The following is a 25,991-nucleotide window of genomic DNA, read 5'->3' as shown; positions in this document are numbered from 1 at the left end:
CACATCTCTGATATTGTTGATTAACGCATTCACAGTTTCCGAAAGGAATCCGATAATGACAAAAAATACGGATCTGCGCGTAGTTCGAAGCCGGAGGCTCATAGAGCAGGCGTTGTTGGATATATTGGTTAGTCAAGGAATAAAAAATCTGAATGTTAAAAATGTGACGGAAAAAGCCGGTGTGAACCGTGGTACTTTTTATCTCCATTACAAAGATATTTTCGACTTGATCGAGCAGACTGAATTAATGAAGGGGCTGCTGGATATTTTAACGCCCATTCAGTTAAATGAACTGCTGCGGCACCCTGATGATAACTCGCCTTTTCCCGCAATAACCGAAGCCTTTGAATATATGCAGCGTCAGGATTACTTTTTTAGGGCGGTATTCCATTCATCCGCTCCTGTTGAATTAAAAGACAGGCTGCAGTATTGGGTTGGAACCCGTATGTATGAACATTTGAAGCAGGAACATCCGTATTCCGACTGGTCTGCTCAGCCGGCCGGCTACATTGTGGCATATCTTGGTTCTGCCCAATTTGGTTTGATCCAGCACTGGTTTACGACGGACAAGTCACTTCCTCCGCAGGAAATTGCCCTGCTGCTGACCCGGCTGATCCGGACAGCCCCCTGCCTTTCAAATCATTTTTCTGTTCCAGGCCATAAAAGCGTATAGTCTATGCAAAAGCAACCCCGTCAGATATCTGATCGGGGTTGCTGCATTATTCAATTGGGCTGTGTCAGCTTTTCAAGCTCTGCCAGAATTTTGTAAGCTTCCTCGTCCGTAGCCCCGCAAATCTCCTCGGATGCATGCAGCGCGCTGCAGACTGCCGGGCGTTCCGGCCGGCCAAACAGCCTGCATTTCCCGTTCTCCGTGAGCTGAACACACGCAACTCCTGCAGGCTTGCCATGAGGCATGCCGGGAATGGGTGATGAGATGCTGATGACGATGCAGCATGCGGCGCAGCCTGCTCTGCATTCCATGGCCTTCCCCCTCTTTTTCACCGGATTTTCCGCAGCGTCTTGGAATTGGTTCAAGTGTAACAGAAGTCAGGAGAAGGTCAACCGCTTTATGCAGGGCAAGGTGATGCCGGAATGGTAAATTTTAGGATGACGGCATTTCGCGTGTTACAAATCCTTGTGTTTGGTTAATAATAAATCACAACGACAAAAAAATTAAATGAGGTGGGACAATATGAGTTGGTTATGGGCATTGATCGTAGGCGGTATCATTGGTTGGCTGGCAGGCATGATCGTTGGCCGGGATATTCCGGGAGGGATTATTGGCAACATTATCGCCGGCTTCATCGGCGGCTGGCTGGGAAGTCTGATTCTGGGCCATTGGGGTCCAGTCATCGGCAGCTTCTACATCATTCCGGCGTTGATCGGAGCGATTGTTCTGGTTGCCATCGTAAGCTTGATTTTCCGTTCCATGGGAAGAAGCAGAGGGTAAACCTGTCGTTGCCACATCGTACCACAAACCGCCAATGTATTTTGTTGGCGGTTTTTTGCTGATTCAACAGGTTATAGGTTTTACTGAAAACGGCGTATGGAAGGGATGCACAGCACGCCTGCCACGATCGCCATTCCGATGAGCGCAAACAACTGAATCGTCCAGATGCCCCCAATCAGATCAGCCAGGGCGCCGACGGCAAGATAACCGGCAGGAAGCAGGGCAAAGGAACCGAGCATATCCAGGCTGGCAACCCTGCCGAACGCTTCCGGAGGCACAAGCTCCTGCAGGCTGGTCTCCCAGATGATCGCAAACATCATGATGCCGAATCCTTCAAGAAACATGATCAGAATCAAACCAGGCATCCAATTGATACAAGAGAGCAGAAAAAGAGCCAGGCCGCTGGCAAAGGCTCCGGCGTAGGCAATAAGTCCGCGGTGCTTCCATGTGCGCTTTGCTCCATAGACGAAAGCTCCGATGATGGCTCCTGCGCCGGTGCCGGTCATGGCCAGTCCGTATACGATAGGGCTGTAGCCGTGATGAACCTTGAACAGCCATGGCACAAGTACGGAAATGATGCCGGTGTAGCATATATTGATGAAGCAAAAAGCCAGAATCGTGATCCACAGCCATGGCTCCTTTTTTAAAACATGGAAACCCTCCATAAATTCAGAAATAAAGCTTCCTTTCCCGACTGTTGAATCCCGGAATGAGGACGGGATGCCTGCAAGAACTGAGGACAGCAGCCAAAAGCAGAGAAAGGAAACCAGGTAAGTCAGCGAGTCAAGGGCGAAGCCGATTCCGGCGGAGGTAACGGACACGATGATGCCGCCCAGCGGCGGTCCGAGCAGACGTACGGCCTGCACACTGATCTGGGAGAGGGCGTTAGCCGCGTTCCGAATGTCAGGCGTAAACACTTGTGCCCGCAGCGCCGAGTATGCGGGATTAAAAATCCCGTCCATCAACCCGTAGACAGCAAGTCCCGCAAACAGAAGCGGCAGATTCATACGGCCTCCCAGCATGGTGAGGCAGGCGCCAAGCATGAGCAGAAAGCGAGTGCCGTTCGTGAACAGGATCAGCCTGACCCGGTCTACCCGGTCAACGATCCATCCGGAAAAGGGAAGAACCAGTACATTGGGCAGCATATAAACCGCCATTGCCATACCCATAATGGTGGTGGAGCCGGTAACGGAATAAATCACGATCGGCAGTATGACGGTAGTGACGGAGCTGCCGAGCACGGCAATCCATTGTCCGAGCCAAAGCAGGGTAAATGCCCTGGACTGCTTGATCGGTGTAATAAAATTGCGCCAGCCTGAGTCTGGGGGCTGTGATGCCGCAGCAGCTGTAGCAGCGGAAGTTTCTGAATTCATCGCTAAAATCCTCCAATTTACATCTAAGTAGCATTCCTTCGTAGCAAAGGCCAGGTCGTAAGCGGAAGACTCACTCATTCTGTTCAGACGAGATGCGGGCTACACGGATGCTGACTGCAAATTCGTCGCTGTCTCCTGTGCGCTTTTCCCACTTCTCAAGCAGGGTGATCAAATCGCCCCGGAACTCCTTGAATTCCGGGGCGGACAGATGTAATCTGCTGAACCAGTCCATGACAGACTCGCTATTGTGCATTCCATCCTCTTTGGCACCCGGATAATGAAAGCGGGTCCCTTTGGCCTTGTAATACTTTTCCACAATACCGGCCTGGGTCCGGGTATCCGCCAGCTCCAGCAGCCCTGCCTCATAAAGGCGTTGAATATGATAATGGACGTTTCCCGGAGTTTTGTGAAGCTGGTCTGCCACCTGTTTGGCCGTTTTTGGCTCATTGCCGAGGGCATGCATAATAGTGATGCGCAGGGCACTTTGCAGAAGCTTTTTCTGCTGCTCGTTGATGACGAGCATGTCGTTTGGGCCGTGTGATTCATGAGAATGCTCGTACTTCAATAACCGTCACCTCTTTTGGTCTGAAAATTGAAATATTCTGGATTCCAGAATGATCTGATTAACAGTATATATGACTGAATCTATCCGGTAAACAACAAATTCAGGGCAGGGTATCCGATTGCCAATTTCCTTGATTAGCCCCTAAGAGTAACTGAACGACGCATCGTAAATAACAGCGGGAAAAGGTATAATAAAGTTTGTGTGAAAATCCAGATTGTTACCCATTATTGCAGGATAAGTAGGTTGAACGTTATGGAAAACGAGAAGCAGAGGTTAAGCATAGAAGCCGCCCGCCTTTATTATTTGTCGGATTACAGCCAGCAGGACATTGCCGAGCGCTTGGGCGTATCCCGTCCTACGGTGTCCCGCATGCTGCAGTACGCCAAAGACCGCGGGTTTGTCAGGATCAGCATTATCGATCCGCTGGAAGACCTGAACGCCCTTGCGGATGAGCTTAAGCAGACCTACGGTCTTGATCATGTGCTGGTCTGTTACTCGCCTGAGAATGAATACCGGGTCATTCAGCAGCATATCAGCAAAAAGGCTGCCGATTTCCTGCATGAGACGGTACAGGACTCGGACATTATCGGTGTAACCTGGGGAACAACGATGCATGCGGTGGCACAGCAGCTCGAATCCAAACCGGTACGGGGAGTTGAGGTAGTGCAGCTCAAAGGGGGAGTCAGCCATTCGCATGTCAATACCTATGCGGCCGAAACCGTGCAGCTTTTTGCCAGCGCCTTTCATACGATTGCCCGCTACATGCCGTTGCCGGTCATCTTCGACAATGTTGCTCTGAAGCAGATGGTGGAGGAGGACCGGCACATCCGCCGCATTATCGAATTGGGCAAACAGGCCAATATCGCGGTGTTTACAGTGGGAACCGTCAAGGAGGACGCATTGCTGTTCAGGCTTGGCTATTTCAGTGCGGAAGAGCAGGCTTATTTGCAGCAAACCGGTGCAGGGGACATTTGCTCGCGTTTTTTTGACAGGGACGGACACATATGCAGCGAGGAGATTAACAACCGTACCGTGGGCATCGACCTTGCCGAGCTGCAAAAGAAGGAGAAGTCGATCCTGGTGGCAGGCGGACAGCGTAAAATTGACGCGATCCGGGCAGCGCTTGTCGGCAGATACGCCAATATTTTGGTGACAGATCAGTTTACCGCTCAAGCGTTGTTATCCTGATCGGCAAAGAGCCGCAGCAATGCTGAACAAAATTTCATGACTGAATTTACTTACGTTCAAACGCGTGTTAGTATAGGCTTGAGCTGATCAGGAAATGATTTGCAAAGAATTGTATAAAGGAGCGGTTTAAATGAATTTGGCAGGAATGATCGACCACACACTGTTGCGGGCGGACGCAAGAGAAGCGGAAATCCGCACATTGGCCGAGGAAGCGAAAAAATATAAATTTGCGTCTGTGTGTGTCAATCCGGCAAGGGTTGCTCTTGCGGCTGAGCTGCTGAAGGGCACGGAAGTGGAGGTGTGCACCGTAATCGGTTTTCCGCTGGGCGCTTCCACGCCAGAAGTTAAAGCTTTTGAAGCAAGTGACGCGATTGCCAAAGGTGCGACCGAAGTGGATATGGTCATTAACATCGGCGCATTAAAGGACGGCAATGACGAGTTGGTTGAACGGGATATCCGGGCGGTTGTGGAAGCTGCGGCAGGTAAAGCGCTCGTGAAGGTCATCATTGAAACATGTCTGTTGACGGATGAGGAGAAGGTGCGTGCCTGCGAGTTGTCTGTTAAAGCTGGTGCAGATTTCGTCAAGACTTCGACCGGTTTCTCTACAGGCGGGGCTACTCCTGAAGATGTGGCGCTGATGCGTAAAACGGTTGGTGACAAGTTAGGGGTCAAGGCGTCTGGAGGAGTGCGCAGCCGGGAAGACATGGAGCGTATGATCGCAGCGGGTGCGACACGTATCGGAGCCAGCTCGGGTGTGAAAATTATGGAAGGCGGACAATCCACCGCTTCCTATTAATAAGGGACGAATAATAGGAAACGGGACTCTATTCGGACTGGTGCGGATGGTATCCAAAGAATTTGTAGCAAGTAGACTTATCCTTTGCTTTATTACAATCCCTTGAAGGAGGAACTGCAAATGAGTGTGCATATTGGAGCTCAAAAGGGGGACGTGGCGGAAACGATTCTGCTGCCCGGCGACCCGCTGCGTGCCAAGTACATAGCTGAAACTTATCTGGAGAACGTGAGTTGCTACAACGAGGTGCGCGGTATGCTTGGATTCACGGGAACTTACCGTGGCAAGCGGATTTCTGTGCAGGGCTCGGGGATGGGCATTCCGTCTATCAGCATTTATGCGAATGAGTTAATCACCGAATACGGTGTGCGCAACCTGATCCGTGTTGGTACGTGTGGTGGCATGCAGCAGCATGTGCGTGTGCGTGACGTGATTTTGGCGCAGGCATCCTGTACGGATTCCAGCATGAACCGGCACGTATTCGGCGGCTACGACTTCTCGCCAATCGCTAGCTTCCATCTGCTGAAGGAAGCGTATGAGCGTGGGACGGCTAAAGGCTTGAACATGCATGTCGGCAACATTTTCAGCTCCGATATGTTCTATCGTGACGATAAATCCGTCGTGGAGAAGCTGATGGCTCATGGTGTACTGGGCGTAGAAATGGAAACGACCGCCTTGTATACGCTGGCTGCCAAGCATGGGGTGAATGCACTGACGATTCTCACGGTAAGTGATCATCTGCTGACAGGAGAAGAGACGACTGCCGCAGAACGGCAGACTACATTTAACGATATGATGGAAGTTGCGCTGGAAACTGCGATTACGTTGGAATAGCGCAAAGCATACGGATTGATCTGTCCATTTTTTGGTGCAAAGTATTGTGCATAGTGAGGAGAATTCATGATGAGAATGGTAGACATCATTGAAAAGAAGCGGGACGGGAAGGAGCTTGCCACCGAGGAAATCCGTTTTGTCATCGATGGTTATACAAACGGCCAGATTCCTGATTATCAGGTAAGCGCATTGGCCATGGCGATTTTCTTCAGGGACATGACGGCCCGTGAACGGGCGGATCTGACGATGGCCATGGTAGAGTCCGGCGAAACAATCGACCTGTCCGCGATTGAAGGCATTAAGGTGGATAAGCATTCCACCGGAGGTGTAGGTGATACGACAACGCTGGTGCTGGCTCCGCTAGTAGCGGCGCTGGACATCCCGGTGGCCAAAATGTCGGGGCGCGGGCTGGGACATACTGGCGGCACGATCGACAAACTGGAATCGATCGCAGGCTTCCATGTGGAAATCACCAAGGACGAATTCGTCAAGCTGGTGAATGAGCATAAAATTGCGGTCATTGGCCAGAGTGGCAACCTGACGCCGGCTGACAAGAAGCTGTACGCGCTGCGCGACGTAACGGCAACCGTTAATTCCATTCCCCTGATTGCCAGCTCAATCATGAGCAAGAAAATCGCTGCCGGCGCAGACGCCATTGTGCTGGATGTAAAAACAGGCGCAGGCGCCTTTATGAAGACAGCCGAAGAGGCCGTGGAGCTCGCCAAAGCGATGGTCAGCATCGGCAACAACGTCGGCCGCAAGACGATGGCCGTCATTTCGGATATGAGCCAGCCGCTCGGCTTCGCAATCGGAAATTCGCTTGAGGTCCAGGAAGCGATTGATACGCTGAAGGGACAGGGGCCACAGGATTTGGAGGAGCTGTGTCTGGCGCTTGGCAGACAGATGGTCTATCTGGCGCAGAAGGCCGATTCGCTGGAAGAAGCGGAAGAGAAGCTGAAGGAAGCGATCCGCAGCGGACGCGCGCTGGAGAAATTCAAGGAGTTCATCGCCAATCAGGGCGGAGATCCGTCCGTGGTGGATCATCCCGAGCGGCTGCCGCAGGCGGCCTACCGGATTGAGGTTCCGGCACGGCAGGGCGGAGTGGTAGCCGAGATGGTGGCCGACGAAATTGGCACGGCAGCGATGCTGCTCGGCGCAGGTCGCGCCACGAAGGAATCCGAAATTGATTTGGCGGTCGGTATTATGCTGAACAAGAAAATCGGCGACAGCGTGCAAGTGGGAGAATCGCTGATGACCATTCATGCCAACCGGGAGAATGTGGATGAGGTGTTGGAAAAAATTTATGCGAATGTGCGCATTGCGGAGCATGCGGAAGCTCCCGTACTGCTGCATGGTGTCGTAACGGAGTAATGCAAAAGACAGGCCTTTAGGGACTAAATTCCAGGGGCCTGTCTTTTTCGTAGTATGTATGGATTTATGTAATTCTTACTAAATTCATTGGAATTATAATAAATAGATTGACTCGGATAATTCAATAGTGTACTATTCATTTTGCCGGGATTGTCCCGCATTTAAAATATAAAATTAAGAGAGAAGTGAAGGATATGAAGAAATTCAGTTTGTTGACCTTGATGCTGGCATTTACGATGGTTTTGCTGGCAGCTTGCGGCGGCAATGCCAATAATGCTGCTTCCAATAACACAGCTAACACAGCTGCAGGCAGCGAGGAAGCGGCCAATAATGAAGCGCAAAGCGGGCTTGAAGCTGTTAAAGCCAGCGGCAAGCTGCGGATCGGTACCGAAGGTACATACGCCCCCTTTACGTTTCATGATGAATCCGGCAACTTGACTGGCTTTGACGTGGATATTGCCCGGGAAGTGAGCAAACGGATCGGGGTGGAGCCGGAGTTTATCGAGACACAATGGGACGGCATGTTCGCCGGACTGGATGCCAAACGTTTTGACGTTGTGTTCAATGAAGTATCTATCAACGATGAACGTAAGGCGAAATACGATTTCTCCGATCCATACATCGTATCCAAAGCCGTGCTGATCGTACATCAGGACAACAATGATATCAAAGGTTTTGCTGATCTGAAGGGTAAAAAGTCCGCACAGTCGCTGACGAGCAACCTGACAGAAATTGCAAAGAGTAACGGCGCTGAAATCGTAGGTACAGAAGGCTTCAACCAGGCGATTGATCTGCTGCTCTCCAAGCGTGTTGATGCAACCGTCAATGACGGGTTGTCTTTCCTGGATTTGAAGACACAGCGTCCGGATGTACCGCTCAAATCGGTTGCGGAAGCCGACAATGCTGCAGAGAGCGCAGCATTGTTCAACAAAGGCAGTGATGATCTGGTGCAGGCCGTGAACAAGGCATTGGCCGATATGAAGGCTGACGGAACCTATCTGACCATTTCCAAGAAATATTTCAGTGAGGATGTTTCCAAATAAGGTCCGGGTCATCCCTGGATGATCCTCAAGGGACTGCGAATTGACTGTAAAAGGATGTCTGGCTGATGGACGATCGCAAAATACAGATATTAATCGATTCCTTTTGGCCCCTGCTTAAAGCAGGGGTTGCTTTTACGATTCCGTTGGCGCTTATTTCCTTTGCGCTCGGCTTGATCTTAGCTTTGGCTACCGCACTGGTACGGCTCTCCAATTGGAAGATCCCCAATCTGATCGCCCGCTTCTACGTATGGGTCATCCGCGGCACGCCGCTGTTGGTACAGTTGTACATTATTTTCTACGGTCTTCCTTCCATCGGAGTTGTGCTGAATCCGTTTCTTGCCGCCATCATCGGTTTTACGCTGAGCGTGGGGGCTTATAATTCGGAGATTTTCCGGGCTGCGATCCAGTCCATTCCGACAGGGCAATGGGAGGCGGCCTCCTCATTGGGCATGACGAGGGCGCAGGCGTTGCGCCGTGTCATTTTGCCTCAGGCTGCGCGTGTATCGGTGCCACCACTCGGAAACTCATTTATCAGTCTGGTGAAGGATACATCACTTGCAGCCACTATTACCTATATAGAGATGTTTCGCGCGTCACAGCAGATTTCGGCGACTACGTATGAACCGCTGCTTGTATACACTGAAGCCGGTGTGATTTATCTGGCATTCAGCTCGGTGCTGTCTGCGCTGCAGAATTATCTCGAAAAACGGACAAGCCGTCATGCTGTCAAATAAGGAGAGGGTGCCGATGATCGAGATCCGCAATTTGCATAAATCGTTCGGCCCGCTGCAGGTGCTGAAGGGAGTAGATCTGACGCTGGAGAAGGGCAAGGTGCTTGTTATTATCGGTCCCTCGGGGTCGGGCAAAACAACGCTGCTGCGCTGTCTTAATCTGCTGGAGGTTCCTGATCAGGGGACACTTGGACTGGGAGGGCTGTCGCTGAGCTTTGGAGCGAAGCTGAAGAAAGAAGATGTGCTGGCTTTGCGCCAGAAAACAGGCATGGTGTTCCAATCGTATAACCTGTTTCCACACATGACTGTTGTACAGAATGTGATGGAAGGGCCTGTGACCGTGCAGAAGAAGGATAGAACGGAAGCCCGGACACGTGCTCTGGAGCTGTTGGGCAAGGTTGGGTTGGCTGAAAAGGCCGATGCCTACCCGCATCAGCTGTCCGGAGGGCAGCAGCAGCGAGTCGGTATTGCCCGGGCAATGGCAATGGAGCCTGAAGTGCTTTTGTTCGATGAGCCGACTTCAGCGCTTGATCCTGAGCTTGTCGGCGAAGTGCTGAAAGTCATGAAGCAACTGGCGTCCGAAGGGCGGACGATGGTGGTCGTGACCCATGAAATGAAGTTTGCCGCCGATGTGGCGGATAAAGTCATTTTTATGGACGAAGGTCACATCGTTGAACAAGGGCCGCCACAGCAAGTGCTCGGCAATCCGACCAGTTCGCGGGCAGTGCAGTTCCTGCGACGCATCAGCGGGCAGGAGGAGTAAATTGAATATGGTAAAAGGCTGTCTATCAAGCATTATTAGCTTGGAGGCAGCTTTTTTGTTCATAAAAGTGTTCATTAAAAATAAGTTCAAAACCGAAATCGGTTGAGCGGGGACAAGTGCGATAGCGGTTGAACGCTCCGAGAACGAACCATTCCGCCAATCGCAGTTGCCTTTCGTCAACTCGCAAGGTTCCTCGGACAGCCTCGATGGCTATGAAGTCCCAGGCTTACTCAGTCAGGCTTATTTCCCGTTCAGAAGATTGATCAATTCATCCCCGAGGCTGACGCCCATTTCTGTAAGCTGTTTGATCTCCTCGGCAGTAATGTCGTCCAAATGCGCGCCGCAGCAGATGGCGAAATTCCCGCGGAACTGCTTGCGCAGGCGGACGGCGATTTCCTCGGTAATGTAGAACTCCTTGTGGTTTTGCAGCTGCACCGTTTGCAGCGGCTCCAGCCGGGCACCTGCGGTGATGGTCCCCAAATGGGGACGGTCGCCCCCGGACAGCAGCACGACCACGTCCTCGCCCATAAAATAAGCATCCAGTACAAGCCTGATCCGGCCTGCCGTTCTCTCCAAATGAATCATAAAAGCTGCTCCCCTTCACTACAGCACTCAGGCCCATCCACCCAACCGCATTAGTTTTGTATCTGCTTATAAATCATATATTACCTTGCTTCTTTCACGGCAGCCAGCGGCTTGCATTCATGAAACGAAATTCCCTTTCTTTTCATATTGTGTAAAAATAAAAAAACCGCAGACTCATCGTCCGCGGCTGCAGGTCATTGCGTATTCGCCTCTTAATGACAATGTGTAGAAGATGTCAGCCCTGGTTATTCATTTTTTTGGTGTGATATAAATCACAGTGACATGCGGAGGTAAGTGCTATTTTCAAAGTTAGGTCTTGTGGGAGCCGGAGGCCGGTCCTTCGTTTTCCTGCGAAAAAAAGAGACAAAGAAGGTTATCCGGAATGAAGTGGACGGGAAGATACGAGAGCTTCAGCGCAACTGGTTTGCGCAAAGACTTGGCTTCAGGCTTGATCGTAGCGGTCGTGGCGGTGCCGCTGGGAATGGCCTTTGCCATCGCTTCGGGCGTGAAGCCCGAATACGGGCTGTACACCACGATTATTGCAGGCATTCTGATTTCGCTGCTGGGAGGTTCAAAGTTTCAGATCGGTGGCCCTACGGGAGCGTTTATCCCCGTATTGCTGGCGATCGTGATGCAGTATGGATATGAATATCTGTTAATCGCGGGCCTTATGGCTGGCGTACTGCTTGTTTTGATGGGAGTATTCAAGCTCGGAAGCTTGATCCGCTTTATTCCCCTGCCGGTCACGGTAGGTTTTACGAGTGGAATTGCGGTGATCATATTCAGCGGCCAGATCGCCAGCTTTCTCGGGCTGAAGGGCGTCGAGCGGCATGAGAGCTTTATTTTGAGCATGAAGGAAATCGCGCTGCACTTGCCTTCGTTTAACCTATACAGTATCTTGACGGCCAGCCTCAGCCTGACGGCCATGCTGCTTGTGGCGAAATATGCGTCGAAAATCCCGGCCTCCCTGGCTGGTCTGGCTTTATCGACCGCTGCTGCGGTCTGGCTGTTTCCGGGGAAGGTGGAAACTATCGGTTCCGCCTATGGAGCTATCAGTTCAGCGCTGCCAGGACTGTATTTTCCCGCACTGACATGGGAGACGATGCTGATGATGCTGCCCTCCGCGCTGGTAATCGCGCTCTTAGGGGGCGTAGAATCTTTACTGTCCGCCGTTGTGGCAGACAATATGACCGGTTCACGCCATAACAGCAACCGGGAGCTGATCGGTCAAGGGATTGCCAATATCGTAACCCCGCTGTTTGGGGGAATTCCGGCCACAGGGGCCATCGCACGTACAGCCACAAATATTAAAAACGGTGCTGTTTCTCCTTTTTCAGGCATCATTCACGGAGTAGTGGTGCTGCTTATTGTTATGCTCTTTGCGCGCTATGCGTCTTTTATCCCGCTGGCGGGCATGGCCCCGATTTTGATGGTGGTGGCATGGAATATGAGTGAACGGCAACATTTCATGCAAATTTTGCGCCTGCGGAATGGGGATTCTGTAGTGCTCTGCCTGACCTTTCTGCTGACGGTTTTCACCACATTGATCATGGCTGTGGGAACGGGCATCCTTCTGGCGGGAATATTGTATATCCGCGGACAGGGAAGCCTTGCGTCTGCACTGCAGGCTTTTCGTCAACAAAGCTCGTCACAGACGGCCGTGCAAGTGGAGAAACCCCGCACACACCGGATACGCTAACTAAAATTCGAGTTTGTTTGACGGTTGTTTTCGATGGAATGATGATGTTATAGAAAATAACGAATGAAGATAGAAAATTTCTATTCGGCTTCCATAGCGCACTGAGAATTTGCGTGAAGGGAGCCTTCTTTCGTCATAATTCCTACGAAAAATGAGAGTGAAGTGTAGAAAAACACCCCTTTTATAGGTCTTTATGATCATTATAAAATGAGAAAAAAGTATCAAAATCATATAAATTTCCAAAATAGAGCTTGCCTGGTGTCAACATGATAACTATACTGACTTTAGTGGTAACTGAATTTTCCAATTTCATCTTTTCATTTCCAAACTTTCACCTTTTCAACTCTTCTTTTTCTTCTCTCAGTATTTCCCTCCATGATCGGCTCTCAATGCTTCAACTCTATTTGACAAATTCATAGACTCTTGAAGGAGGTGATTCAGGCAAAGAATGACCTGCACGCCGGAACATGTCATTTGTCATAATCCAAGTAAAAGGAGTGGAGAAGTTTGTTTAAATTCCGTAAAAGAAACAAGCCCTTTACCGTTGGAGTGGCCATCCTCATGACATTTTCGCTGATACAGCCGGCTTATGCCGAGACGACGTCCGACAGACCTTATCTGAGCATGAAATCCGATTCCTCGGCTGCTGTGGCAGAACCCAAGGTTGCTTCCAAGCTGACACAGCAGTTTGAAGAGGACAAGTTCGTGACCTATCTGGTCAAAATGAAGGAACAAACCGATACCGCGGCCGTGTCCGAGAAGGCCTTGCAGAGATCGACGCTGACGCGTGAAACCCCGTCTGCGGCGAAGCTTTCCGTAAGAAGCTCTGTAGTCAGTTCTCTCCGAGAGACGGCTTCCCGCACGCAGTACGGATTGGAGGAATTTTTGCAGAAGGAGCAGGCCAAGGGAAGCGTTCAGGAATATAAAAGCTTCTTTATCGTGAATTCCATGGCGGTTACGAGCACCAAGGAAGTGATGGAGCAAATCGCCCTGCAGCCGGAAGTAGAGAAAATTTTGCCGAACGAAACCCGGTATTTGCATGCCCCGGCTCCCGGCGCAGTTGAAGTCAAGGACGAATCTGCGGTTGAGGCTGATACCAAGGGAGCAGCTGGTTCCGCAGAAGGGGTACCGGCTGTACTGGATGAGGACCGTATTTCAGCAGTTGATTCGGCTGGGCTTAAGACCACCGAGGTTGATCCCGAGACAGTCGAATGGAATATTGCTCAAATCAATGCCCCCGAGGTATGGGAAAAAGGCATTGATGGCACGGGGATCGTGGTAGCCAATATGGATACCGGGGTAGAGCTCTCCCACCCGGCACTGAGCAGCAAGTGGCGCGGATATGATGCTGCAGGCAATATTGCAGATGCTGAGCTCAACTGGTTCGATCCTCATAGCGGTGCTGATCTGCCGGCAGATACGAACGGCCATGGGACGCATACGATGGGCAGCATGGTCGGGGCCGAGGAAAACGGGCAGAATCATATCGGGGTTGCGCCTGGAGCCAAGTGGATTGCCGTACGGATATTCAATCCGTCTTCCAGCGATGCCATCATTCTGGAGGGCGGGCAATGGCTGCTTGCCCCTGTTGATTCCGAAGGCAATCTGCATCCAGAGATGGCCCCTGATGTCATCAACAACTCATGGGGCGGCGGGCCCGGGATAGACGAATGGTTCCGGCCGATTGTGCAGGCATGGCGGGATGCGCAAATATTTCCCGAATTTTCGGCAGGCAACACGGACCCAAGCAGAGGGATTGAAGGAGGGCCCGGCTCTGTAGCGAATCCGGCTAACTACCCTGAATCGTTCGCTACAGGAGCGACGGATATCAATGAAGATTTGGCAGACTTTTCACTGCAGGGTCCGTCTCCATACGGTGAAATCAAACCGGAGGTATCCGCACCCGGTGTCAATATCCGCTCTTCCGTGCCTGGCGGCGGATACGCGCTGAATAGCGGAACATCCATGGCGGGACCGCATACGACCGCTCTGGCCGCACTCCTGCTGCAGGCGAATCATTCACTGACCGTGGATGATCTTGAAGAAATCATCATGGATACTGCGGTTCCGCGCACGGATAGCCAATTCCAGGATGCTCCTAACAACGGATACGGGTATGGTATTATAAACGCGCTGAATGCGGTCAGTTCGGTAGCGGATGAGCTGGGATCGGTGTCCGGCAGAGTGATTACAGGCGGTGACGATCTGGAGGAGCCTGTGCTGCAGCATACACCTGTGGCTGCAGCCTTTAAAGGAGTCGATATATCCGTTACCGCTCAGGTGACGGATAATGTCGGGGTTACTGCGGTTGAGCTTTACGCGAAAACCAGCGGGACGGAGCATTACGTATATGTGCCTATGGAGCGGGCAGCGGGCGACAGCAAAGACGGTACATACATGGGCACCATTCCCCAGTTTCTTGTTGAGACTGCAGGTGTGGATTATTATATCCGGGTTAATGATTACGGCAATAATGGTTTTGCGTCTCCTGTGTATCAAGTGCCCGTGTCTTCGGGTGTTGTGCCCGGGTATGTTCAGAATTTTGAGGCGGATGTTCAGGGCTTTAACAGCGGCGGACAAAACAGCACATGGGCGTGGGGCGAGCCGGTTAGCGGCCCCGAATCCGCTTATTCGGGTGATAAGGTGTTTGCAACAAATCTCGACGGGACTTACAAGGCCAATGCGAACGCCTATCTGGCGGCCCCTCCGATAGACCTCACTGAAAGCTCTGAAGGCGCACTCCTGAGCTTCAAGCAATGGTATGATCTTGAGCAAAATACGGACGAGGTCACGCTATACATTGCATCCGATGACAGCGATTATGCATTCGAGCCTGTAATGTCCTTTACCGGCAGCAGCGGCGGGTGGGTTACACAATATGTAGATCTGCAGTCTTATGCGGGTCAGCATGTTTATGTTATGTTCAACCTGACCAGCGATACATCTGTCCAGCGGGCTGGCTGGTATCTTGACGACTTCTCCGTGCAGCTGCTGGATGATACGCCACCGTCTTCGCCGGAAGGGCTAACGGCAGAGGCTGATCCTATAGGCAATGTGAAGCTTAACTGGACAGCTCCGGCGGATGAGGATGTGAAGCAGTACAGCGTGCTGCGCTCCACCTATGATAATAACGATTATGAACAGATCGGCATTACTTCCGGATTGACATTTACCGATGCGTTATCCGTCGGAGCAGCAACGTACTATTATGCTGTTGCCGCCGAGGATTATAGCGGCAATTTGAGTGACCTGTCCAATGAGGCGGAAGTGTCCGTTCAGGTTCCTCCTACATTGTACAGTGAATCCTTCGACGGGCCATCGGATAACGGCTGGACACACTCAGGCAGCATGGACGAATGGGAACGAGGCATACCGGAGTTTGGTCCCGCAAGCGCAGTATCGGAGCCGAATGTGTGGGGGACCGATCTGGACAGCAATTATGAAAATAGCGCCGATTCCTCACTGTATTCGCCGACCGTTGATCTGACCGATATTGATAACGCAGTAGTGTTCTTTAACCACTGGTTTGAACTGGAGACCGGTTATGACCACGGATATGTTGAAATTTCAAATGATGACGGACAATCCTGGGCTGTTCTGGGACAGTTCTCGGACAGTAACAGAGGCAAACAGTGGAGTCCGGTGTATTACAATCTGGACGAATACAGGGGGAGCGAAGTAAAGTTCCGTTTCCACGTTGAGACTGACAACTCTGTTGTAAGGGCTGGCTGGTATATTGACGATTTCCGGGTGGTTGGTGCTCTGGCGGGCATTGAAGATACGGAAAGTGTTACCTTTGATCGTCCATCCGATAAGGAAAAAGCGGCTGATATGACCCCACTCTTCAAAATATCGGTTACTAGCAGCACGGATTTCAAACAGTCCCAGCCCAAAGCACCGGCGGAAGAGGCTGGAGGCATCAGCCTGCAAAGCCTGCCGGCCAGCGCAACCGTTACCGTACTTGAGACGCAGCGCTCCGTGAAGACCGATTCGGCCACAGGGCGGTACAGCATGCTTCACGCTTCCGGCGATTATACGCTGAAGGCGGAGGCGTACGGATACTATCCGCAGACGAAACAGGTGACGATCTCGAATGAGGCTCCGACACGAGTGAATTTCAGCCTTGAAGAAATTCCGGAAGGCTTTATCCGCGGCGTGCTTACGAATGAAGTCACCGGCGAACCGATTGCCGGAGCAACGGTAACCGTGCTTGAGGACGCCAATGTGGCACCGGCGCGCACGGGGGCAGACGGATCATTTGCCCTGGGTGTGCTGGAAGGAAGCTATACGCTGGCGATCAGTGCGCATGACTATTTCAGTACCTCGTTTACGATTGATGTGCCAGGCGGTGAAACAGTAGATGCATCGGCAGCGCTGAAACCGTTCATTGGCTATCCGGGTGAAATTGCCTATGATGACGGAACACCAGAGAACGCCCACTCATTTAATGCGGCGAATAACGCCTGGGCGGTCCGGATGACGCCTGAGACGGATACCGTACAGGTTACAGGAGCATCCTTCCGTTTCTGGGATTCGTCATGGCCTGTACCGGGAGGGACAGCATTCAAGTATGCGGTGTATGACGCTTCTGGTGAGGAAGGAAGTCCGGGACGCCTGCTTGCTGGACCATATGATGGCACGGCGCTTCGCAATGGAGAGTGGACAACGGTGGATATCCCTGATCCGGTTATCGTGGAAGGCGACTTCTACATTGTATACATTCAGACCCTTGCAGGTTTGTCGGCACCGGGACTTGCGACAGACGAGAACGGTCCCAATGCCCTGCGCAGCTGGTACCGTGTCAGCGGCTCCTGGTCTCCGGCCCCAGAGGACGATGGCAACTATATGATCAGGGCTATTATCAAAAATTCAGTTCCGGTTCCGGTGATCTCCACTCCGGTTACCGATACGTATACCAATGAAGCGCAACTGACGGTAACCGGAACTTCTCCGGCAGATGGCGTGGAGATCCGGCTGTTTAATGACGATGAGCCGGCAGGAACCGCCATTGTGGAGAACAAGCAATTCAGCTTGCCTGTGGAGCTGCATCCCGGCGCGAATGCGCTGACCGTTCAGGCATCCGTCTATGGCGGCGGTACGACGGATCGTTCGGAGCCGGTAGTCATTACATTGGATCAGGAGGCTCCTGTCGTCGCCATTATCTCGCCTGAAGATGGGGAACAAACCAATGCCGGGGATTTTACGGTAACGGGCACTGTACTTGACGAGCATCCGGGGACGGTTGTGGTGAACGGGATAGAGGTGGTCGTTGACAGCGATGGCAGCTTCAGCCGCCGCATTCTCCTGGATAGCGGTGAGAATCCGCTGACCGTAGAGGCAGCCGACTTGGCCGGCAATACAACCACCGTTACGCGAACCATCGTGGTGAATCGCTCGCTGCCGGAGATCGGGAATTTGTCACCGGCAGAGGATGTTCGTCTCACTTCTGGAGAAACGGTTGAGGTTTCCTTCGACAGCGAACCGGGATTGGACGCATCCTTCCGTATTGAGCTGCCGCTCTCGGTCAGCTCGACAGACCGGCCCGGAACCCCGCTGACCGAAACTTCAGCCGGACATTATGAAGGCTCTTATACGACGCCCTCTTCCCTGGTGCTGGATGGCGGAGTGATTGTCATCACCATCCGGGACCGCGCTGGCAACGAGACGGAAATTGAGACACCGGGCAAGCTGTACGTGGTGGGAGCCGGGGAAGAAGAACCGGAAGAGCCCCAGGAGCCTGGAGAGCCTGGAGAGCCGTCCGTGAATAAGAAGCCGGTTGCTTCCTTTGTCCTGCCGGCCTCAGCCGCAAGGAAGGAGAGAGTCCAGTTCGACGCGAGCGCATCTTATGATGAGGACGGGAAGATCGTTCGCTACCGCTGGAATTTTGGAGATGGTGATACGGCGTCCGGTGTAACAGCCAAGCATAAATTCGACCGTAGAGGAACATTTCAGGTCGAGTTGACCGTGACGGATGATCAGGGCGCGACCAGCTCAACGGTTCAGCAGATCACGATTCAATAATCGGACGAATTTAGAGTAATAAGGAAAGTGGTAGAGAAAAGAGCGAGTAAAGGTGGCCTGTTCCATCAGTACTCGCTCTTTTTCCTTCTCTATGGCCTTTTTTGGTGTTCGGAGGGGGGCTTCAATGTGTGCCTGTTTCGATCTATTCTGAGAGTTTCCGCGGACTGTCTTCTGTGAATGTCGTCGATAGACGTTTTTCTTATGCAAGAGTTAATGCAACGCTAGTGAAGGGAAGAGAAGCCGCATGGGATGGGGATGCACGCAGCAGTGGAAGGGACGAAGCAATTCCGGAAAAGCGGTAGCGTTCGCCTTTGTCTCCGAATTTCATCCGCTTAATCATAATTAGAAATTGGGGGACAACTGCGATTGGAGGAATGGTTCGTTCTTGGAGCGCCTCAGATCAAGAAAAAGGAGAGCGCCGAATCAACGGTTCTGTGGGTTACTTCGGACATTTTTTGTCCAAAAAGCTTGTTGCCCTTGAGCAGGAAAGCAGTGGCTCTACTACTGCAGCATAAGGAATCCGCTGTTCTTCGCAATCTACAAAACGGACAATTTTTGCCTGCAGGTCTGAAGCAAAAAATGTCTCTGTTCTGCCTGAAACAGCAGGTATAGAGTGATGGTATCGCAGCCAGAGGGAGGATGAAACGCATGAACTGGTGGACAGCGAACAAGCTGCGCCTGATCCAGAACAATCTCCGCGAAACGGACGCGGATCTGGATGTCGGGCTTTTAATGGAAGAACTGCAGCAATTCCGCGCAAACACATTGATGATCAATGCGGGAGGGATTTTCGCTTTTTACCCATCCGGCCTGGAGCACCAGGTTGTAACACCTTATTTGAAAAAGGATTTGCTGGGAGAGGTCATCGCCCAGGCCCACGCCCGTAACATACGGGTGATCGCCAGATTTGATTTCAGCAAGGCGTATGAATCGCTCTTTGCGGTGCATCCGGAATGGTTTTACCGGGACCGGGAAGGGCGCGAGGTCAATTATTTCGGCATCGTCCATACCTGCCTGAACGGGGATAATTGCTCCAATGTGGGGGCTGCTGTTGGCGTTTAAAGACTACAACCCGTTTCTTGGATTTATGGGAAGTAAATGGGTGGGAGTCAAGCATTTTGCCGATCTTTTCGCCAGTTCGAGCTTTTATATCATGCTGCGTAATACGCTGGCTATAAATATCATTGCGCTTGTCTTTCAATTTCCGCTGCCGATTTTGCTTGCGCTGATGCTGAACGAAATCCGGCATGAATCGTTCAAGCGGTTCTACCAGTCCATCGTTTATTTGCCCCACTTCCTTTCCTGGGTTGTAGTGGCGAGCATGACGTTTTTTCTGCTCTCCACGGACGTGGGCATTGTGAATAAGCTTATTGCCGCCAACGGCGGCGAAACCATCTCGTTTTTATCCGATCCCAATTACTTTTGGGGTCTGCTGACAGCACAGGTGATGTGGAAGGAGGCGGGCTGGGGCACCATCATTTTTCTGGCGGCCATGGCCGGGGTGGACCCGCAGCGTTATGAAGCCGCAGTGGACGGAGCAGGACGCTGCCGGCAAATTTGGCACATATAAGATCGCTATTGCCTCCAATATGCTGGGGGTATGCGAGGCTCTGGCTTATGCACAAACCTCCGGGCTCGATCCGGCCGCCGTGCTTAAGAGCATCGGGACCGGAGCCGCGGGCAGCTGGTCGCTCAGCAATCTCGGTCCGCGCATGATCGCCGGGGATTTTGAACCAGGCTTTTTTGTGAAGCATTTTATCAAGGATATGGGCATCGCCCTGGAGTCAGCCAAAGAAATGAAGCTGGACATGCCGGGACTTGCCCTGGCGCATTCCATTTATGAACGGTTATCCGCTCTCGGGTATGAAGATAAAGGAACACAGGTATTGTACAACTACTACATCAAAGAATGATCTCATCAATGCTTCTTAATTCCTGCTCCGTAAATTCAAGATGGTTCAGTGCGCCGACAGCATCCTCGATCTGCGAAACCTTGCTGGCGCCGATCAGGGCGGAGGTGACTCTGCCCCCGCGCAGCACCCAGGCAAGAGCCATTTGCGACAGCTTCTGCCCCCTTGCGGCAGCAAGATCATTCAGCTTGCGGATCTTGGCAATGCGCTCTTCGCTGATATCCTCCTCTCGCAGGAAGACACTCGGTCCGGCTGCGCGGGAATCCGGTGTGATCCCGTTCAGATAACGGTCAGTCAGCAGGCCTTTTTCAAGGGGAGAGAAGACGATAGAGCCTATTCCCTCTTCCTCCAGCACATCCTGCAGCCCGTCCTCAATCCAGCGTGACATCATGGAGTAATTGGGCTGATGGATCAGGCAGGGAGTTCCCAATTGGCGGAGAATGGCCGCAGCCTCTTTCGTTTCCTTCGGTTTGTAATTGGAAATGCCCACGTATAACGCTTTGCCTTGGCGAACAATGAGATCCAGAGCAGCCATCGTTTCTTCCAGCGGCGTGTTAGGGTCCGGACGGTGATGGTAGAAAACATCGACATATTCCAGCCCCATCCGTTTCAGGCTTTGATCCAGACTGGAGACGAGGTATTTCTTCGAGCCCCAATCGCCATAAGGTCCTGCCCACATATGGTATCCAGCTTTGGTGGAAATGATCATTTCATCCCGGTAAGGGCTGAAATCGCTCTGCAGAATCCGGCCGAAGCTTTCTTCCGCCGAGCCCGGAGGAGGGCCGTAGTTATTGGCAAGATCAAAGTGGGTAATGCCCAGATCGAAGGCCCTTCTTACCATCCTGCGGCCGTTCTCGTAATTGTCGATGCCGCCGAAATTATGCCAGAGCCCAAGCGAAATGGCAGGCAGCTTCAAACCGCTGCGTCCGCAGCGGTTATATTTCATGGTGTCATATCTGGAAGCAAGTGCGGAATATATCATCGTAAACGTTCCTCCCTATGAAAGATAAGGTTATTATAGTCTACTACGCGCTGCGCTCCCATGTCGGCATGGCTGATAAAGTTGTCATTTTGTCATATTCTTTTGATAGCTCTTGGGTGATATGCCCATCGTTTTTTTGAACATTTTGGAGAACAACGGGATGTCCTGATACCCGACCGAATGGGCTACTTCACCGACGGTGTAGCGCCCTTCTCTAAGCATTTCGCATGCACGATTCATCCGGTATTGAAGCAGATACTGACGGGGAGGCAGGCCGAGCTCCTTTTTAAAAAGGGCAGACACATATTTCCGGTCCAGTCCCAGCATGGAGGCAAGCTGTTCTATCGAAATCTGTTCATTGTAGTGGGCATGGAGAAATTCCAGGCTGCGCTGAATATACTCCGTCTGCGTTCGCCGCTGCACCCGTTCAGCCGGGGATGACGGGAAGATCTCAATCAAGGTGGACAAAAAATCCAGCAAAGCCATCTGGATGCGCAAATCCCCGGAAGGAGACTGCTGCTGCAACTGAACGAGCGCATCATACAGCTTGGGCATCAGCATGACATCCATCGGAAAAACAGGCTGTTCCTTGCTGAGTGCGGTTCTCGACAGAATTTCCTCCGCCTGCTTGCCCTGGAACGCAATCCAGGAATAGGTCCATGGATTCCCGGCGTCAGCCTGATAGTAGATCATCGTATCCGGGTAGGATAAAAATCCCTGGCCCGGGTAAACCTCAAACGTCCTGCCTCCTGTCCGTACAATGCCTTGTCCGGAATGTACAAAGTGAATTTTATAAAATTCGCGCATGCCGGGGCCGAAGGAATGTTTGGGCTCGCAGGTCTCCTTGCCCCAGAAAATCAGGTGCAGGTTGTCCGGTTCATGCAGAGGCCGGGCACTGTTATAATAGTCAACTCGCAAATAGATCACGCTTTCATCGTCTGGTATTAAAGGACATTATAACATTCCTGCTCTCCATTCGTTCAAAAGGCTTATTTTTCATGGGAGCTGGGAATGCCGTGTATTACGGGGAAGTCAAGGATGGCAAGCCGCATGGGAAAGGAACCATGAAATGGTCGAATGACAAGTCTTACTCGGGTAATTGGGTGGCGGGCCAGCGCTCGGGCAGCGGAAAATGTGTAAACCTGTATGAGCAAGGGGCAAAGTGTTGAAAAAGTACTCGATCATTCCGGAGGACAGCGCAGCCGCCCAGAAGAAAAACGAAGCCGCTCTCATCTATCTGCAAAGCATTCTTCCGCAAATGAAGCCGCATCTGCAGACATTCCAACGCTTGTCCGAGCAGGTTCCGTTAAAATGATTTGGTTACATTAATCCTCCTAACAGAAAAATACTTCGGAATTTAAACGATTTGAACTACTTTAAGGGGTACTTTTTATGGATAACTTAATTATTGAACCCAATATTGGAATTGGAAACATTAAGTTGGGCATGAGCCCGAAGGAATATGAGGAAGAGATACAAGAATATACAGTTCAATATAACAAACAACATGATTCTGAATATTTCTATTATATTTTTAAAGTCGAGTATAAAATTAATTTCATTGAAGTTGCTTCTCATGCTGACGATGAATTCAATTGTCTATACCGGGTTTCAATGTATTTAAAACAAAAGCTATTGAACTAGTCGACTCTATAGATAAAGATTTCCCTTATGATAGAACCGACCGGGAAGATGGGTATATATATTATTTCCCTCAATTGGGCTTGTCATTATGGAGATCAGGTATCTTCACAGATGAGATGAAAGATGAAACATGGTTCAAGGAATTGTCCAAGGAAAATCAAGAAGATGAAATGAAGTATGAGTATTTTCAAATTGAGATAAACTATTTTGATAGTATTACAAAATAATCACAATAGTTTTATTAGTGCAAAAAGGCGGTCAGGAGGATGCTCCCGGTCGCCTTTACTTTTTGCTGCACAAAAAAATCGAGAACAGGGGAAAACTGACCCTGTTCTCTACTACTTTCCTCACCCCGGAAGTGTAGGAGGCTCCCTTGGAGTGGCCGTTGCTTCAAGTGCTTTTCAGTAGGCTCACGCACGCAGTCAGCGAAGAGGACGAAGCAATTCCGGATAAAGCGGAGCGGTCGCATTTGTCCCCGAATTTCTACCGATAAATAATAATCAGGAAATTCGGGGACAAGAGCGATTGGAGGAATGCTTCGTTCTCAGAGCGCCTCAGAGCACCCCCCTACAACCCACTTGAAGCTTATCTTACTCCCGGAACCTCTACCTCCGGCTCCACATCCGCTTCGTAATCCACACCTTCAGTCTCAAAGCCGAACAGCTGGAAAAATTCGCGGCGGTAGCCCTCCAGATCGGTCAGCTCGTAAATATTTTCTGTCGTTACTTCAGACCACAGCTTTGCAACCTCTTCCTGCACGTCCGCGCGCAGCTCCCAGTCATCAATGCGAATGCGTCCTTCAGCGTCGACAGGGGTCTCACTTTGGTTATAGAGGAGATCGAACAGGCGGTACATCTGCTCAATCGTGCCTTCGTGCAGCCCTTTCTCTTTCATAACCTTGTACAAGGCGGATACATAAAGGGGCACGACCGGAATCGCGGAGCTGGATTGGGTAACCAGCGCTTTGCTGACCGTAACATAGGCCCGTCCGCCGCCTGCCGCAAGCTGCTCATTCAACTCCCGTGCGGTTGCCTCCAGATGATCCTTGGCCCGTCCGATCGAGCCTTCACGGTAAATGGCCTGCGTAATATCCGAGCCTATGTACGAATAGGCGACGGTGGTGGCATTCGGAGCAAGCACACCTGCTTCCCGCAGACGATCAATCCACATTTGCCAGTCTTCTCCACCCATGACGGCGACCGTGTGGGCTATTTCCTCTTCGGTGGCCGGTTCGATGGTTACCTCGCTGACTTCGCCGTTATGGAAATTCACCGTTTTGTTGGAGTACGGCTTTCCAATTGGCTTCAGAACGGAGTTTTTCGTTTCCCCGGTCTGCGGATCGGTGCGGCGGGCGGAAGCGACGCTGTAGATCACCAGATCAACCTGTCCCAGCTCGGCCCGGATTGTATCAATCGTTTTCTGCTTCGTTTCCTCTGAGAATGCGTCGCCCGTTACACTGATGGACTGCAGTCCTGCTTCCTGGGCGGCTTTTTCAAAGGCTGCAGAATTGTACCAGCCCGCCGATGCGGTGCGTCCTTTGACGGATTCGCCGTTACGGTACACCCCAATTGTGTTAGCGCCTGCGCCAAAGGCGGCTACGATGCGTGAAGAGAGGCCATAACCCGTGGATGCTCCGATCACAAGCACGTTGCGCGGCCCTTTGACGGCCGGCTGATTTTTTACATAATTAATCTGGTTTTGCACCTGCTGCGCACAGCCTGTCGGATGTGCCGTTGTACAAATAAAACCGCGTGTTCTTGGCTTAATAATCATGTCGATGGATTTCCTTTCTTAATCTCTGCTCATTTTGCTTGTAAAAACATATATGCACCTTCCTATTTTACCTATTTTTTAACCAAACGGAAACCGTTTCGCTTATATGGAATCCTGGCGGTGCTTTAACACAAAAAAAACGCCCGGCCCAACAGAGTGGGCCAAGCGCCTTGTAGTCAAGTTATTCTATATCAATACGTTTGCGCTGCGCCGTGGTGGGTTCTCGTTTGGGGACCTCCAGCTTGAGGATGCCGTCCTGCAGTGTGGCCTTAATGGCATCATCAACGATGTTTTCCACGTAAAAGCGGCGAACGAATTCACCTGTCCGGCGTTCTCTGCGGATGATGCGGTGGCTTTCGTCTTTTTGCTCCTGCAGTTCATTGCGTCTGGCACGGATGGTCAGATAGTTCTGGTCAACATCAATATCGATGTTCTCTCTGGTGACACCCGGAAGCTCAGCCTCGACAACGTACTTATCATCCATTTCTCTTATATCGATCCGGAATGGCTGGGTAGCACCATTAAACGAAGAGAACACGCTGTCGTCCATCGCATCGTTGAGCGACTTCGTCATCTGATCGAGCAGTTCTTCACTGCGTTTGCGGAACGGAACCAGATCAAACATACGTCTCAGTCCTCCTGTGTTAGGATTGTTTTCCTTACGCTTTTATTCTATGCTTCAACAGTTTGTGCAGCAAAAGCTGTAATTATGTAAATATCGCCGTTTTTCCTGAAAAGAGTCCGTTATAATTTGCTTCCATTAACGGTGTGTAAAATAAACTGCACCATTGCCGGTGAAAGAAATTTGATCTATTCAAATTGGGCTAAAACCGTTAATGTGATGTTAATTTAATTAACTCATTTCTAAAATGAAATTGCTTTCAAAATGGGTAGACCAAAATGAATCGCTTACATTTTTTTGATTATGTCATTAAATGTGACATTTATCATAATAAGCGAGGACTGCCATTTACAAAATTCAAGGAGATCATATCATGCAAAAAGAACTGACCATTCAAAATCCGCTCGGCATTCACTCAAGACCGGCCGGGGCGGTTACCAAAAAAGCGCTGCAGTATCCTTGCGATGTGAAGATCGTCAAGGGGTCCAGGGAAGTGAATGCGAAGAGCATTATCGGTGTACTTTCTCTCGAAATGAAATATGGAGACCAGATCCTGCTGATTACGGCGGGAGACCAGGAGGAGGAAGCGCTGAAGGAACTCGGGGTTTTGCTCCAATCAGACCTTGAGTAGGAAAAAAGCGGTC

23 protein-coding genes and 3 pseudogenes are annotated in these 25,991 nt (G+C 51.2%); 18 read left to right on the top strand and 8 right to left on the bottom strand.

What is annotated here, in order from left to right:
• Positions 1 to 55 precede the first annotated feature (55 nt).
• Positions 56 to 673 (top strand): TetR/AcrR family transcriptional regulator, encoded by a 618-nt coding sequence (locus ACE41H_RS13745; protein ID WP_375355835.1) that lies wholly within the window; start codon positions 56 to 58, stop codon positions 671 to 673.
• Between the two features lie 50 nt (positions 674 to 723).
• Here the strand turns inward: ACE41H_RS13745 and ACE41H_RS13740 are convergent, their stop codons facing one another.
• Positions 724 to 981 (bottom strand): YkgJ family cysteine cluster protein, encoded by a 258-nt coding sequence (locus ACE41H_RS13740; RefSeq protein ID WP_375355834.1) that lies wholly within the window; start codon positions 979 to 981, stop codon positions 724 to 726.
• 211 nt (positions 982 to 1,192) lie between these two features.
• Here ACE41H_RS13740 and ACE41H_RS13735 point away from each other — a divergent pair, with 211 nt between their 5' ends.
• The gene (locus ACE41H_RS13735; protein WP_375355833.1) at positions 1,193 to 1,450 is read left to right on the top strand and encodes a GlsB/YeaQ/YmgE family stress response membrane protein; all 258 of its coding nucleotides are present in this window, start codon (positions 1,193 to 1,195) and stop codon (positions 1,448 to 1,450) included.
• An 80-nt stretch (positions 1,451 to 1,530) separates the two neighbouring features.
• Here ACE41H_RS13735 and ACE41H_RS13730 read toward each other — a convergent pair whose 3' ends face one another.
• Positions 1,531 to 2,823 (bottom strand): MFS transporter, encoded by a 1,293-nt coding sequence (locus tag ACE41H_RS13730; protein ID WP_375355832.1) that lies wholly within the window; start codon positions 2,821 to 2,823, stop codon positions 1,531 to 1,533.
• A gap of 70 nt (positions 2,824 to 2,893) precedes the next feature.
• Positions 2,894 to 3,388, bottom strand: a complete 495-nt coding sequence (locus ACE41H_RS13725; protein WP_375355831.1) for an ArsR/SmtB family transcription factor — start codon at positions 3,386 to 3,388, stop codon at positions 2,894 to 2,896.
• Between the two features lie 252 nt (positions 3,389 to 3,640).
• On the opposite strand from ACE41H_RS13725, the gene deoR reads away from it, so the two are divergent.
• From deoR to ACE41H_RS13690, 7 genes are all read left to right on the top strand, one after another.
• Positions 3,641 to 4,576, top strand: coding sequence for a DNA-binding transcriptional repressor DeoR (deoR, locus tag ACE41H_RS13720; protein ID WP_375355864.1), 936 nt, complete (start codon positions 3,641 to 3,643; stop codon positions 4,574 to 4,576).
• 130 nt (positions 4,577 to 4,706) lie between these two features.
• Entirely contained in the window at positions 4,707 to 5,372 is a 666-nt protein-coding gene (deoC, locus tag ACE41H_RS13715; RefSeq protein WP_375355830.1) for a deoxyribose-phosphate aldolase, read from the top strand.
• Between the two features lie 120 nt (positions 5,373 to 5,492).
• Positions 5,493 to 6,203: a purine-nucleoside phosphorylase gene (gene deoD / locus ACE41H_RS13710; protein ID WP_375355829.1), complete on the top strand. Its 711-nt coding sequence runs from the start codon at positions 5,493 to 5,495 to the stop codon at positions 6,201 to 6,203.
• Between the two features lie 69 nt (positions 6,204 to 6,272).
• Positions 6,273 to 7,574 carry a pyrimidine-nucleoside phosphorylase gene (locus ACE41H_RS13705; protein ID WP_375355862.1) on the top strand — a complete coding sequence of 434 codons (1,302 nt, stop codon included), beginning with the start codon at positions 6,273 to 6,275 and terminating at the stop codon, positions 7,572 to 7,574.
• Between the two features lie 194 nt (positions 7,575 to 7,768).
• On the top strand, positions 7,769 to 8,617 hold the full coding sequence (locus ACE41H_RS13700) for an amino acid ABC transporter substrate-binding protein (RefSeq protein WP_375355828.1): 849 nt from the start codon (positions 7,769 to 7,771) through the stop codon (positions 8,615 to 8,617).
• Positions 8,618 to 8,682: 65 nt separating this feature from the next.
• Positions 8,683 to 9,351: an amino acid ABC transporter permease gene (locus ACE41H_RS13695; protein ID WP_375355827.1), complete on the top strand. Its 669-nt coding sequence runs from the start codon at positions 8,683 to 8,685 to the stop codon at positions 9,349 to 9,351.
• 13 nt (positions 9,352 to 9,364) lie between these two features.
• Complete coding sequence (locus ACE41H_RS13690; RefSeq protein WP_375355826.1) at positions 9,365 to 10,111, top strand: amino acid ABC transporter ATP-binding protein; 747 nt, start codon at positions 9,365 to 9,367, stop codon at positions 10,109 to 10,111.
• A 240-nt stretch (positions 10,112 to 10,351) separates the two neighbouring features.
• Here the strand turns inward: ACE41H_RS13690 and lpdD are convergent, their stop codons facing one another.
• The gene (gene lpdD / locus ACE41H_RS13685) at positions 10,352 to 10,696 is read right to left on the bottom strand and encodes a prenylated flavin chaperone LpdD (protein ID WP_375355825.1); all 345 of its coding nucleotides are present in this window, start codon (positions 10,694 to 10,696) and stop codon (positions 10,352 to 10,354) included.
• 382 nt (positions 10,697 to 11,078) lie between these two features.
• On the opposite strand from lpdD, the pseudogene ACE41H_RS13680 reads away from it, so the two are divergent.
• The 5 genes and pseudogenes from ACE41H_RS13680 to ACE41H_RS13660 all read left to right on the top strand — a co-directional run.
• Positions 11,079 to 12,314: pseudogene (locus ACE41H_RS13680) on the top strand (SulP family inorganic anion transporter); the annotation flags it as partial.
• Positions 12,315 to 12,902: 588 nt separating this feature from the next.
• Positions 12,903 to 18,416: a S8 family serine peptidase gene (locus ACE41H_RS13675; protein WP_375355824.1), complete on the top strand. Its 5,514-nt coding sequence runs from the start codon at positions 12,903 to 12,905 to the stop codon at positions 18,414 to 18,416.
• A 639-nt stretch (positions 18,417 to 19,055) separates the two neighbouring features.
• A complete protein-coding gene (locus ACE41H_RS13670) occupies positions 19,056 to 19,478 on the top strand; it encodes an alpha-amylase family protein (protein WP_375355823.1) in 423 nt (140 codons plus the stop codon).
• Positions 19,450 to 19,983, top strand: a pseudogene (locus ACE41H_RS13665) (ABC transporter permease family protein); the annotation flags it as partial. The gene ACE41H_RS13670 and the pseudogene ACE41H_RS13665, both read left to right, overlap by 29 nt.
• Before the next feature lies 1 nt (position 19,984).
• A pseudogene (locus ACE41H_RS13660) lies at positions 19,985 to 20,329 on the top strand (NAD(P)-dependent oxidoreductase); the annotation flags it as partial.
• Here ACE41H_RS13660 and mgrA read toward each other — a convergent pair.
• Both mgrA and ACE41H_RS13650 read right to left on the bottom strand, forming a co-directional pair.
• Complete coding sequence (gene mgrA / locus ACE41H_RS13655; protein WP_375355822.1) at positions 20,319 to 21,308, bottom strand: L-glyceraldehyde 3-phosphate reductase; 990 nt, start codon at positions 21,306 to 21,308, stop codon at positions 20,319 to 20,321. The pseudogene ACE41H_RS13660 and the gene mgrA sit on opposite strands and share 11 nt — an antisense overlap.
• 84 nt (positions 21,309 to 21,392) lie before the next feature.
• Entirely contained in the window at positions 21,393 to 22,235 is an 843-nt protein-coding gene (locus ACE41H_RS13650; protein ID WP_375355821.1) for an AraC family transcriptional regulator, read from the bottom strand.
• Between the two features lie 71 nt (positions 22,236 to 22,306).
• On the opposite strand from ACE41H_RS13650, the gene ACE41H_RS13645 reads away from it, so the two are divergent.
• From ACE41H_RS13645 to ACE41H_RS13635, 3 genes are all read left to right on the top strand, one after another.
• Positions 22,307 to 22,477, top strand: a complete 171-nt coding sequence (locus ACE41H_RS13645) for a hypothetical protein (protein ID WP_375355820.1) — start codon at positions 22,307 to 22,309, stop codon at positions 22,475 to 22,477.
• Positions 22,474 to 22,623: a hypothetical protein gene (locus ACE41H_RS13640; RefSeq protein ID WP_375355819.1), complete on the top strand. Its 150-nt coding sequence runs from the start codon at positions 22,474 to 22,476 to the stop codon at positions 22,621 to 22,623. Before ACE41H_RS13645 ends, ACE41H_RS13640 begins: the two co-directional genes overlap by 4 nt.
• 280 nt (positions 22,624 to 22,903) lie before the next feature.
• Positions 22,904 to 23,179 carry a hypothetical protein gene (locus tag ACE41H_RS13635; protein ID WP_375355818.1) on the top strand — a complete coding sequence of 92 codons (276 nt, stop codon included), beginning with the start codon at positions 22,904 to 22,906 and terminating at the stop codon, positions 23,177 to 23,179.
• 358 nt (positions 23,180 to 23,537) lie between these two features.
• Here ACE41H_RS13635 and fabV read toward each other — a convergent pair whose 3' ends face one another.
• On the bottom strand, positions 23,538 to 24,725 hold the full coding sequence (gene fabV / locus ACE41H_RS13630) for an enoyl-ACP reductase FabV (protein WP_375355817.1): 1,188 nt from the start codon (positions 24,723 to 24,725) through the stop codon (positions 23,538 to 23,540).
• Between the two features lie 181 nt (positions 24,726 to 24,906).
• A complete protein-coding gene (locus ACE41H_RS13625; RefSeq protein ID WP_375355816.1) occupies positions 24,907 to 25,350 on the bottom strand; it encodes an Hsp20/alpha crystallin family protein in 444 nt (147 codons plus the stop codon).
• A gap of 370 nt (positions 25,351 to 25,720) precedes the next feature.
• Between ACE41H_RS13625 and ACE41H_RS13620 the strand changes: the two genes are divergently transcribed.
• A complete protein-coding gene (locus tag ACE41H_RS13620; protein WP_375355815.1) occupies positions 25,721 to 25,978 on the top strand; it encodes an HPr family phosphocarrier protein in 258 nt (85 codons plus the stop codon).
• The last annotated feature ends 13 nt before the right edge of the window (positions 25,979 to 25,991 follow it).

This window comes from Paenibacillus enshidis (genome assembly GCF_042136365.1).
GTDB lineage: Bacteria > Bacillota > Bacilli > Paenibacillales > Paenibacillaceae > Paenibacillus > Paenibacillus enshidis.
Note: the sequence above shows the minus strand (reverse complement) of the source record. Positions and strands in the feature narration are given on the sequence as shown.

Coding starts and splice junctions, on each gene's coding strand:
- fabV (WP_375355817.1), bottom strand. CDS start 24,725: ATGATTATTAAGCCAAGAACACGCGGTTTTATTTGTACAACGGCACAT.
- deoR (WP_375355864.1), top strand. CDS start 3,641: ATGGAAAACGAGAAGCAGAGGTTAAGCATAGAAGCCGCCCGCCTTTAT.
- ACE41H_RS13740 (WP_375355834.1), bottom strand. CDS start 981: ATGGAATGCAGAGCAGGCTGCGCCGCATGCTGCATCGTCATCAGCATC.
- ACE41H_RS13745 (WP_375355835.1), top strand. CDS start 56: ATGACAAAAAATACGGATCTGCGCGTAGTTCGAAGCCGGAGGCTCATA.
- ACE41H_RS13645 (WP_375355820.1), top strand. CDS start 22,307: ATGGGAGCTGGGAATGCCGTGTATTACGGGGAAGTCAAGGATGGCAAG.
- ACE41H_RS13625 (WP_375355816.1), bottom strand. CDS start 25,350: ATGTTTGATCTGGTTCCGTTCCGCAAACGCAGTGAAGAACTGCTCGAT.
- ACE41H_RS13695 (WP_375355827.1), top strand. CDS start 8,683: ATGGACGATCGCAAAATACAGATATTAATCGATTCCTTTTGGCCCCTG.
- ACE41H_RS13735 (WP_375355833.1), top strand. CDS start 1,193: ATGAGTTGGTTATGGGCATTGATCGTAGGCGGTATCATTGGTTGGCTG.
- ACE41H_RS13690 (WP_375355826.1), top strand. CDS start 9,365: ATGATCGAGATCCGCAATTTGCATAAATCGTTCGGCCCGCTGCAGGTG.
- deoD (WP_375355829.1), top strand. CDS start 5,493: ATGAGTGTGCATATTGGAGCTCAAAAGGGGGACGTGGCGGAAACGATT.
- ACE41H_RS13705 (WP_375355862.1), top strand. CDS start 6,273: ATGAGAATGGTAGACATCATTGAAAAGAAGCGGGACGGGAAGGAGCTT.
- deoC (WP_375355830.1), top strand. CDS start 4,707: ATGAATTTGGCAGGAATGATCGACCACACACTGTTGCGGGCGGACGCA.
- lpdD (WP_375355825.1), bottom strand. CDS start 10,696: ATGATTCATTTGGAGAGAACGGCAGGCCGGATCAGGCTTGTACTGGAT.
- ACE41H_RS13730 (WP_375355832.1), bottom strand. CDS start 2,823: ATGAATTCAGAAACTTCCGCTGCTACAGCTGCTGCGGCATCACAGCCC.
- ACE41H_RS13670 (WP_375355823.1), top strand. CDS start 19,056: ATGAAACGCATGAACTGGTGGACAGCGAACAAGCTGCGCCTGATCCAG.
- ACE41H_RS13620 (WP_375355815.1), top strand. CDS start 25,721: ATGCAAAAAGAACTGACCATTCAAAATCCGCTCGGCATTCACTCAAGA.
- ACE41H_RS13700 (WP_375355828.1), top strand. CDS start 7,769: ATGAAGAAATTCAGTTTGTTGACCTTGATGCTGGCATTTACGATGGTT.
- mgrA (WP_375355822.1), bottom strand. CDS start 21,308: ATGATATATTCCGCACTTGCTTCCAGATATGACACCATGAAATATAAC.